Source organism: Mycobacterium sp. TH-M82 (assembly GCF_057473605.1).
Genome location: NZ_JBYCKY010000627.1, coordinates 1 through 7,553, shown reverse-complemented (window position 1 = coordinate 7,553; position 7,553 = coordinate 1). Strand labels below are relative to the sequence as shown.

Annotated in this window: 7 protein-coding genes and 1 pseudogene; 6 read left to right on the top strand and 2 right to left on the bottom strand. The window is 68.4% G+C overall.

Annotated elements, in window-relative coordinates:
- Positions 1–395: 395 nt before the first annotated feature.
- Together AC2VON_RS18470 and AC2VON_RS18465 are read right to left on the bottom strand one after the other, a co-directional pair.
- Positions 396–1,352: a zeta toxin family protein gene (locus AC2VON_RS18470; protein WP_486954256.1), complete on the bottom strand. Its 957-nt coding sequence runs from the start codon at positions 1,350–1,352 to the stop codon at positions 396–398.
- The gene (locus AC2VON_RS18465) at positions 1,330–1,902 is read right to left on the bottom strand and encodes a helix-turn-helix domain-containing protein (RefSeq protein ID WP_486954255.1); all 573 of its coding nucleotides are present in this window, start codon (positions 1,900–1,902) and stop codon (positions 1,330–1,332) included. The genes AC2VON_RS18470 and AC2VON_RS18465 overlap by 23 nt, the downstream gene beginning before the upstream one ends.
- An 83-nt stretch (positions 1,903–1,985) precedes the next feature.
- Here AC2VON_RS18465 and AC2VON_RS18460 point away from each other — a divergent pair, with 83 nt between their 5' ends.
- The 6 genes and pseudogenes from AC2VON_RS18460 to AC2VON_RS18435 all read left to right on the top strand — a co-directional run bounded on the left by AC2VON_RS18460 (position 1,986) and on the right by AC2VON_RS18435 (position 7,331).
- Positions 1,986–2,141, top strand: a complete 156-nt coding sequence (locus tag AC2VON_RS18460) for a hypothetical protein (RefSeq protein WP_486954254.1) — start codon at positions 1,986–1,988, stop codon at positions 2,139–2,141.
- 207 nt (positions 2,142–2,348) lie between these two features.
- Entirely contained in the window at positions 2,349–4,151 is a 1,803-nt protein-coding gene (locus tag AC2VON_RS18455) for a PGRS repeat-containing protein (RefSeq protein ID WP_486954253.1), read from the top strand.
- Between the two features lie 220 nt (positions 4,152–4,371).
- Positions 4,372–5,058 carry a chymotrypsin family serine protease gene (locus AC2VON_RS18450; protein ID WP_486954257.1) on the top strand — a complete coding sequence of 229 codons (687 nt, stop codon included), beginning with the start codon at positions 4,372–4,374 and terminating at the stop codon, positions 5,056–5,058.
- A pseudogene (locus AC2VON_RS18445) lies at positions 5,037–5,387 on the top strand (site-specific integrase); the annotation flags it as partial. The gene AC2VON_RS18450 and the pseudogene AC2VON_RS18445, both read left to right, overlap by 22 nt.
- A gap of 71 nt (positions 5,388–5,458) precedes the next feature.
- Entirely contained in the window at positions 5,459–5,989 is a 531-nt protein-coding gene (locus tag AC2VON_RS18440) for a site-specific integrase (protein ID WP_486954252.1), read from the top strand.
- A 7-nt stretch (positions 5,990–5,996) separates the two neighbouring features.
- Entirely contained in the window at positions 5,997–7,331 is a 1,335-nt protein-coding gene (locus AC2VON_RS18435) for a hypothetical protein (RefSeq protein WP_486954251.1), read from the top strand.
- The last annotated feature ends 222 nt before the right edge of the window (positions 7,332–7,553 follow it).

The following is a 7,553-nucleotide window of genomic DNA, read 5'->3' as shown; positions in this document are numbered from 1 at the left end:
GCCGCACTCGACAACACGACGCCCACCGTCGCCGCGCCGAGCACGGCACCGCGACGTCGGAGAACGCTGCTGAACCTGCTTCCCGCCCGGTTTGAGTCAGGTGTCCGAAGACGTCCCTCGCCCTCGGGGACTGGCCTGAAATACCTCAACACCTGGTCAGCGTGCGGTCCCGGGAACGGTTTGGAACGTACCCATGAGGTTTTTGGAACGCACCACCCGAATTGAACTGCGGCAACAGAGCGGAGGGTTCTTCGCAGTGGCTGGCGGACCTGAGCGCCGAGCCGGACCAGCCGCGGGTGGTGCTGGTCGGCAGCCGCGCCGCGCTGCCCGCGTTGGCCCCGCGAGATTCTCAACGGACTGGGCGGCTGACGGCGGCGCCGGCCCTCGCCGGCCGGTCACCGACGGTTCGGGTGCGACCGGATGTAGGGCTCCACGTCGCCGCCTGCGCGAACATGACCACGAACGGCGGCTTCTCCGCTGCGGACCATGGTGAGGTATCTGTAGTCGAACCCGAACTGCCGCACCAACATTGCTGCGTCACGGTCGTCGCCGTGGTGGTCGATCAAGTGCTCCACCACCTCGGCTGACTGTTCGACCCACAGCTTGAACTCGGTGTCGGACAGCGGGCGATTCCATTGCTGCTGCGCAGCGTTCAACGCGCCCCGAATCGAGTACCCGGGGGACCGCTGCCGGTCGAACAGCACCCTGTCGCGGGATCGCACCACGAACCGCTCCACCGGCGACCCGGTGGCGGACAATGCGCGGATCGTTTTCGGAAGCGCACCGAACGCGACGTCGTGAGCGGCAAGGGATGTGAACCGTCCCGCCGCGTCCCGGCGCTTCTCCGCGTCCACGAACCGTTTGCCGATCCCGACGTGGCTGACTTCGGGGGCTGCCGCCACGAGATGTGTCTCGACGCGAAACCCTGCCGCGTGGAACCGCCGCGTGGTGGCTAACGGCACATCTGGGTCACGGAAGGTCCCTTCGACCAGCACGCTGAGCCGGTTGCGCGCGGCGAAGGAGATGGCGCGTTCCACCCAGGCCCCCGACGCCTGCGCTGTGGCATCGGGCATGGCGGACGGGTGCAGGCCGAGCAGCCGGCTGTGGTCGGGGTGAAATCGCCGGAGATCGTCGCCGATGATGCGAATTACCTTCTGGCCGCTTTCGGCGGCAGCGGAGTTTCCTGCCTGCGACTTGCCTGCTCCGGGCTGCGCACCGACGAGGATGAGAACCGGATCGGGTGACGGCACCGGGCGGTCGCCGAACAGGGCGGGGACGACTGCGCCGTGGAATATCCGGTCGAGGTCGGCGGCGCCCAGGGCGTGGTCGTCAGCGTTGAACGAGCGCGTCATAGCGCCGGTCCAACTCCGCGGTCATCACCTTCTGTGCCGGCATGTCGTAGGCATCGACCGCGTCGACTTCCGCGTCGTCGGCGCGCATGGCGGCGACCGCCGCGTCACGTTCGGCATCGGTGGCCGCTAGGTGCAGCCGCATCCCGCCGAGCCGGTTGGCGGCCTCGCGCATGTTGTCATACACCGATACTGGGTCATCGGGAACCGGTTCGTTGCGGTCGATGCCGAGTTCGTCCATGGCCGTGTGAAGCTCCGCCAGCACGGCGTTCAGGCTGCGCTTGCGGTAAGCCTCGACCGCCGCCACGGGGATACGATGGCGGTTGCCGACTTTGGCCGCGTTCAGCTCACCGGCGTTGATGGCGCGCACCACCGTAGTCCGCGACATGCCGAGCCGCTCACCCGCCTGCTCGGGAGTCAGGAACTGCGGCCGGGCGCGAAGGCTCACCACCTCGCCGGAGTCTTTGGCGGCGCGGACGTAGGTCTGTACCGCCGAAATCCACTCGTCTTCGCCCATCCGGGAGGGGTCGATGGTTAGGGTGTTTTCGGACACACAATGAGCATAGCGCAGCCTGTGCGATTAGGCTGATCTAACTGCATTTGCTGTTGCTTTGTCGAGTGGATACGGCGCATGGTGTGGAGACGCACGAGAAGGATCATGCCGGGTACGCCGAGACGGCTGCCCGCATCTGGCGCGAGGCCGCCGACGAAGCGTGCAAGGAGACCATGGACCGTGAACGACGCGCGGCGCGCAACCGAAAGCTGCCTTTCGGGCTCACCGACGACCATTGACCCCGGCGCACGACCACACCCACACCGCGGCGCCGTATCGCTCCACGTCAGCGGCCGGGTTCAGCCACACGGACGGCTCGGCCGCGTCCACCGAATATGCTCGGGGCGGCTGGTGTTGGGCGAAAACGCCTGACAAGAACGAATTAGCTGCGGAGGTCCACCCGGGTGTCAAGTTGCGGGGGCAAAGGGCGACGTCGAGGTCGTCGCATGGTCGGGCTGGGCTCGGCGGCGATGGTGCTGGCCATGGCCGCGCCGGTCGCCCGTGCGGATGTCGGGCTCGACGATCTGCTCGACCCAACCCTCTGGCTCGACCCTGCCGCATCGACCGACCCCACCGGTGAGTTGCCTGACTCGCTGGCGGCGGTTATGCCCGCCCCGGGCGGCGCGGACCCGACGGAGGGGTTCAACGCCGACTTGAGTGGGCTTGATGATCTGCCGGTAATGGCGTCGACCAGTTTCCTGGACTCCGGGGGGCTGTCGGGGGCGATCTATGGGGCACTGCATGGTCTCGGGGAGGCTTGGATCACCAGCCCGGTGACCGCGCCTATCAACAATCTGTTGAACGAGCCGTTCGAGGAGCTGACCGGCCGGGGACTGATCGACAACGGTGTCGTCGGTACTGAGACGCATCCCGACGGTGGGGCCGGTGGCTGGTTGTTCGGCGATGGCGGCGCCGGGTGGAACTCCACCGAGACCGGGGTAGTCGGCGGCGACGGTGGGGCGGCCGGGCTGTTCGGCAACGGTGGCGCCGGAGGCGACGGTGGGTCTGGCACTGCGGGCGGTGCCGGGGGTGCGGGCGGGTTTGTGATCGGTGACGGCGGCGCTGGTGGTAACGGTGGGGCCGGTGGCGCCGGTGAACCCGGGGGTGACGGCGGCAACGGGGGCGCCGGTGGCTTTTTGACGTCCGGGATCGGCGGCAACGGCGGCAACGGCGGTGCCGGTGGGCCGGCCAGCGGTACCGACAGCATCGCCGGTGTCGGCGGCGACGGTGGCAACGGCGGCACGGGCAGCAAGGAAGGATTCGCTTATCCGGTGGTGTTGGCCCTGCTGCTGACGTATGCCACCGGCGGCGACGGTGGGGCCGGCGGTGATGGCGGCGCGGCCACTGGCACAGATGCCGTCGCCGGCGCCGGCGGCGACGGCGGTGTCGGTGGTGACTCCATGCCACTGGCAAGCGGTGTTCCCGGCGGCAATCCCACCACGTTGGGGGTCGGTGGCACCGGCGGTGCGGGTGGGGCCGGGGGCGACGCCACGGGCGCCGGCGCAGTGGCCGGGGTTGGTGGCACGGGCGGTAACGGCGGTCACACCGAGGGGAATCCCATCGCGATCGGCGGCGACGGCGGCGACGGCGGCGTCGGCGGCGATGGTATCGACGGTGCGCAGGCAAACCACGGCGGCAACGGCGGCGCCGGTAGCGCTAGCAGCTCGCTCATCATCGACCAGGCAGGTGCCGGCGGTGACGGCGGCGCCGGCGGTGCCAGCGGCGGCGGGACGGGCGGCGCCGGCGGGCACGGCGGCGCCGGCGGAACTAGCCCCGGTGTGGGTGGACTCGCTGGCGGCGGTGGCGGCGGCGCCGGCGCGGGTGGCGGCGCCGGCGATAGTGGGACCGGGGGCACCGGCGGTGACGGCGGCGCGGGCGGTGTCGGCCTATCCCCGGGTGCCGGTGGCGCCGGTGGGCTCGGCGGTGCGGCCGACGGTGGTGTCGGCGGGGACGGTGGCAACGGCGGCACCGGTGGCAGCGCCGCCGCCGGCGGAAACGGCGGCACCGGTGGCGCCGGCTTCCCCGCCGGTACCGGTGGGGCAGGTGGCAACGGCGGCAACGGCGGCGGTGGCAACAACGCGCTCAACACCGGCGGAAACGGCGGAGACGGCGGACGCGTCGGGGTCGAAGGCAACGGCCGCGGTGGGGACGGCGGCAACGGCGGAAACAGCGCCTTCGCCCAACCCGGCGGCAACGGTGGCAACGGCGGCACAGACGGCACCCCGGGCACCCCCGGAGCCCCCGGCTGACGCCAGAGGTGAGCGCGGGACTGGGACGAAATACCATCACGCCCGGTGAAAATGTGTTCGCCGCAGTGATGGGGACACGGTTAAGTGCGTTTCGCAACGTAGCCTCGACCCGCGTCCGCAGTAACGTCCGCCTCTCGGCCGTGAGTACCGCAGCCCGCGCGCCGAGCTGCGCGCAACAGCATCTTCACAGCAATCAGCTGGACAATGTTCCTCTGTGTGCATTGATCGTGGCTCGCTGGTGGCGGCGGTGTTCGCGCTGCCTCTGCTGGCGGGCCTGCTCGCTCCCGTCGCCTCAGCGGCACTCCCGCTGGGCGGCGGGGCCGGCATCGTTGTCGGCGGCAGCTATTGCACGTTGGCAACCATCGGTCACGACAACACCGGAGACCTGGTTGGTTTCACCGCCGCGAGCTGCGGCGGACCTGACTCCCCAGTCGTCGCCGAGGGTTCGGAAAACCTCGGCTCGGTAGGCACCGTGGTGGCCCTTGCCAACGACCCTGATACGAGGTACGCGGTGATCAAATTCGACCCCACCAAAATCACCCCGATTGCTAACTTCGCCGGCTTCGTCATCAATGGCATCGACACCAGCCCTTTCGAGCGGGGCCAGCCAGTGTGCCGATTCGGGGCCGCCACCGGTGACTTCTGCGGACGCATCGGCTCCCTTCAACTCGGACAGAACCGGCGAATGTCCATGGGCGGGGGCGCCTATCAGCCCGGTGATAACGGCGGCCCGGTCACGTCCGATGGCCTGCTTCTCGGCCTGATCACCGACGGCCGTATCGCGCCTGGCGATCTTCTGGGAGCGACCCCGCTTCAAATCACAGAGATGGTGACGTTCAACGCCATCCTCGACGATGTCAATAGCACTGGTGGCCCCGGCGCCGGATTTACACCGATCGGCAACTGAAATCCTCCAGCCGAGACGCCCGATCAGAACAAGCTGGCGACAACATCTGGCGTGACCCCGACAGCGCCACGGTTGTCGATAACTGGGAGCAGAGCCGTACCCGGTCGCCATACACGATCGAGAAATACGGCTCCGTCCTCTCCCGGTTCACCCGGTTCGCCGAGGCGCACGACGTCACCGGCATCGCCCAGGTCGACACATCCCTGGTGGTGGCGTTCGTCAACTCGCTCGGGCGCGATCGGCGCAGTCAAGTCTCCCGCACGGTGTCCGGCCGCACCCGAGCGAACAGATTATCGGCATTGCGGGCGTTCTTCGCCGCTGCCACCGAAGCTGGCTGTGGGTCACGTCGAATCCGGTCACCGGCGTCACCACGCCGCCGAAAAGCAGCACCAAGCCGCCCGTGCGTCCGCTCACGGATGCCGAAGCTGAACGGCTGCGCTACCTCGACGGAACCAATCCGGCACGCCAGCGCCCTGTCATCGTCGCCCTATTGCTGTCGGGCGCGTGGGCGTCCGAGATCGCGTCCCTGACCGCAGCATCATTCGACAGCGCCACCGCCAGACTGACACTTCCCGGCGTGGGCGACCGCCACGGCCGCACCCTCACCGTGCAACCCGGGGCGGCCCGCATCGTCACCGCCCGGATCGGCTGGCTGCAAACCCAGACAAACACAGCCGAGCCGCGTCTGACGGCCAACACCGGCACGGTAGGGCAGCGTCGGACGAGAGCGTACATGGTTGCCCGCACGGCCATCGTTCGCGGCGGGCTTGTGAACGATCCCACCGTCACCCCGGCGTCGCTGACGCTGTGGGCGGGCCGGCACGTGTTCGAAACCACCAACCACATTGAGGCCGCCGCCAAGCTGATCGGCCTGTCTTCACTGGATGCCGCCGCAGTCGCGATCGCCTGGGACTGGAGAGAAACCGGGTAGCCCCGCGATGTCCGACAACGCGCTCACCCAGCTCGACTGGCTCATCACAGCCGCCAAGAACCCGCGGCTGCACGAGCTGGCCGAAGCTGTTTCCGGGCGCAGAAACGGGCCGGGACGCCGTCGCGAGCACCCCGCCATCGTCGGTCTCCTTTACATCCTTACCGCCGGCGGTATTACCGGCTCACACCGCTCAGCAGCCCGGCTGCTCGCATCGGGTAGCGCATGGCGACTCGTCCGGCGTGCCGTCAAAGCTACGGCCGGTATCCGGTTGCCGCGCCGTCCCCCGTCACGCGGGCAGCTCGAAACTTGGCGGTACTTTCTCGCCGAACGCATCGGCCTGCTGTGCGAACAGGTCCGCTCCGTAGCGGTGCGGCAGGCACTCGACGCCGGCTGCTTCAACCGCGCAGGCACACCCGCCAAGCCGCGCCGATCAGACACACTTTTCGGAGACGGCAAGGTGGTCGCCGCTCCGATCCTGTCCAAGACCGCCGAACAGTGGCGCCAGCAAGGACGGCGGATCGACACCGGGCTGCACAAGCAAGCCGGTGAAGACTCCGGGGTCTATGTCACCGGCTCCAAATTCGCCCTGATGGGTGTCCGGGCAGACCAACGGTCCAACGCCAGAATCCTCCTCGACGTGACGTACCTGCCGCCCGGGAAGGGCTACGGCGGCGAAGCTGCGACGGCAGTGGACGTCATCACCCAACTCACCAGCCTTATCACCAGCCTCGGCGGCGCGGTGAACGGCGTCTGCTACGACGGCGCTTTCCGCGGCAAACACATAGACCCGCTAATGAAGAAGGGGTTGACGGTGCTCTCCCCGATTCACCCCACAACAGCCACCTACACACCGCTTGAACTCATCACCGACTGCCCATGCGGAAACACCCACCAGCTCGCCACCCAAGACGGCGCCGTCTGTGAGTCCCTGACCACCGATACCGGCGACAGGCACGTGGTTTCATGCCCGGTCAAACGGCTCACCAGGCGGCGCAACGTCGGCGCGACCGCGTCGCACCGGTGGTACCAAGAGATCGAACTCGACTGCGGCCACACAACATTCATCCGCGTCGACACCACCGACGACGACCGCAGCAACGGCTTCAACCGGGCCGAACGCATCCGTCAGCACCCACCGGCCAGCAAGGTCTACCAGAACTGCTACGGGTGGCGCGAAGACGCCGAATCAACCAACAACACCCTCGACCGCACCCTGTACGGCGGCCGGATGATCGCCCACACCTGGAAACGGCAGCTCCTGGTCATGCTGGGCTTCGCCCTCGCCCGAAACGTCCTCGCCGAACACGTGCTCAGCCGCGAAAAACTGCGGCCGACCGGCTGACATCCCGGCACCGCTTCACGCACCGCACTTCACCCGCCGAGTTCCACGCTGCTCGCAATCGGCTTCACGCGACGGCCGGGGCGCCCCTCCGGTCAGGAAACCGATCCAATGCCCCGAGTTCGGCGTTCAAGCGCCGGTAGACTTCCCGGCTGGCGGACTGGCGGCAATTTCAGGCCATCAAACAGGCCAGTCCCTCGCCCTCGTAGCTCAGGGGATAGAGCA

What these genes read in the sequence shown, in the direction of transcription:
- AC2VON_RS18435 (WP_486954251.1), top strand. Translation starts at nt 5,997, where the DNA reads ATGTCCGACAACGCGCTCACCCAGCTCGACTGGCTCATCACAGCCGCC.
- AC2VON_RS18470 (WP_486954256.1), bottom strand. Translation starts at nt 1,352, where the DNA reads ATGACGCGCTCGTTCAACGCTGACGACCACGCCCTGGGCGCCGCCGAC.
- AC2VON_RS18455 (WP_486954253.1), top strand. Translation starts at nt 2,349, where the DNA reads ATGGTCGGGCTGGGCTCGGCGGCGATGGTGCTGGCCATGGCCGCGCCG.